The following is a 1,271-nucleotide window of genomic DNA, read 5'->3' as shown; positions in this document are numbered from 1 at the left end:
GCGCCCACACTGCCCGCGGCACCGTGCACCAGCACGGTGTCCCCCGGACCGACGTCGGTGGCGACCAGCATGTGCACGGCCGTGCCGCCCACGCTCAGCACCCCGGCGCCCTGCTTCCAATCCACATCGGCGGGCTTGGGCACGACGCTCGCCGCCTTGGCGTTCACCACCGAGGCATAGCCGCCCGACACCTGCGCGATCACCTCGTCCCCCACCGCGATCGGGCCGGCCGGACCGACCGCGTCGGGACCGACCGCGGTCACCACCCCCGCCACCTCGAGCCCCAGCCGCAACGGCAACTTGCCCGGATCGGTGCCGAACGCACCGCTGTAGACCTTGTAATCGAAGGGATTCACCCCGGCGGCCCGCACCGCGATGGCGACCTCACCCGGCCCCGGTTCGGGCACCTCGATCTCGATGAGCGACAAGACTTCCGGTCCACCGTACGAGGTGGCAACGACAGCAGTAGCCATGCGGTGATGATACGGAAAAAGGACCGCCCGCCCCGCGCATCGGGGGGTGGACGGTCCTGCGGCGGGCGCGTCGCGCGCGCTCCGGCTGGTCAGTACTTGCCGAGGGGCGACTTGTTCTTCGAACCCGACATCGCCTTGTACACCAGGTACAGGCCGAAGATGATCGCGGTGATGATGAGGATCGGGAACAGCGCCTTGATCAGCGCGCCCAGAATGGCGAAGGCGATCCACACGAGGACGACGACGCCGAGAATCTTCCAAAACATTTCATGCCTCCTGGTCTCCGAACCGCCGTCCGGCAGATCCGTCACCATCCATACTGCGGTGCGTTCCTGAGAAAATCACCAGGTCAACAGCAATATCCGGGGAATTTCAGGGTTCACCCTGAGCACTGCGCGGACCGATTCCGACCCGCCGATCAGGGATTGCGGCGCGCCGCTCGGGGATCGGGCCGGGCCGATCCTGGATCAGCGCAGGTCGCTCCTGATTCCAGGGGCAGATCGGTCACGGGTTGCCGCGGTAGCGGGGCTCGGCGAGGTCTGTGAGCGCTTCCGCCCAGCCGTCGAGGCGGTCGGCGGCATCGCGCAGATTGACCATGGCCCAGCCGAGTTGGTCGGTCACGGCGGCGCTGTCGGGCACCGCGAGCACGCGTGCGGCGGCGGCCACCATGCCCTCGTACTCGACGACACCGCCGTCCAGCCGGATCGAGACGGCCCGGACATGCTCGCCGAGCGGCGAATTCACGCCCAGCGCACCCGAGGCCCGCTCCATGGCGACCACATCCTGGGCGAGCGCGTG

General features: G+C 68.5%; 2 protein-coding genes and 1 pseudogene. All 3 read right to left on the bottom strand.

Going from position 1 to position 1,271, the window contains the following annotated elements:
• The coding region (locus tag ACWELQ_RS45905; RefSeq protein WP_452403229.1) for a quinone oxidoreductase family protein at nt 1–473 on the bottom strand (473 nt) is incomplete at its 3' end.
• An 89-nt stretch (nt 474–562) separates the two neighbouring features.
• Nucleotides 563–739: a hypothetical protein gene (locus ACWELQ_RS45900; protein WP_452403228.1), complete on the bottom strand. Its 177-nt coding sequence runs from the start codon at nt 737–739 to the stop codon at nt 563–565.
• A 238-nt stretch (nt 740–977) separates the two neighbouring features.
• Nucleotides 978–1,271 (bottom strand): annotated as a pseudogene (locus ACWELQ_RS45895) (phage shock envelope stress response protein PspM); the annotation flags it as partial.

Source organism: Nocardia sp. NPDC004722, assembly GCF_053601505.1.
Note: the sequence above shows the minus strand (reverse complement) of the source record. Positions and strands in the feature narration are given on the sequence as shown.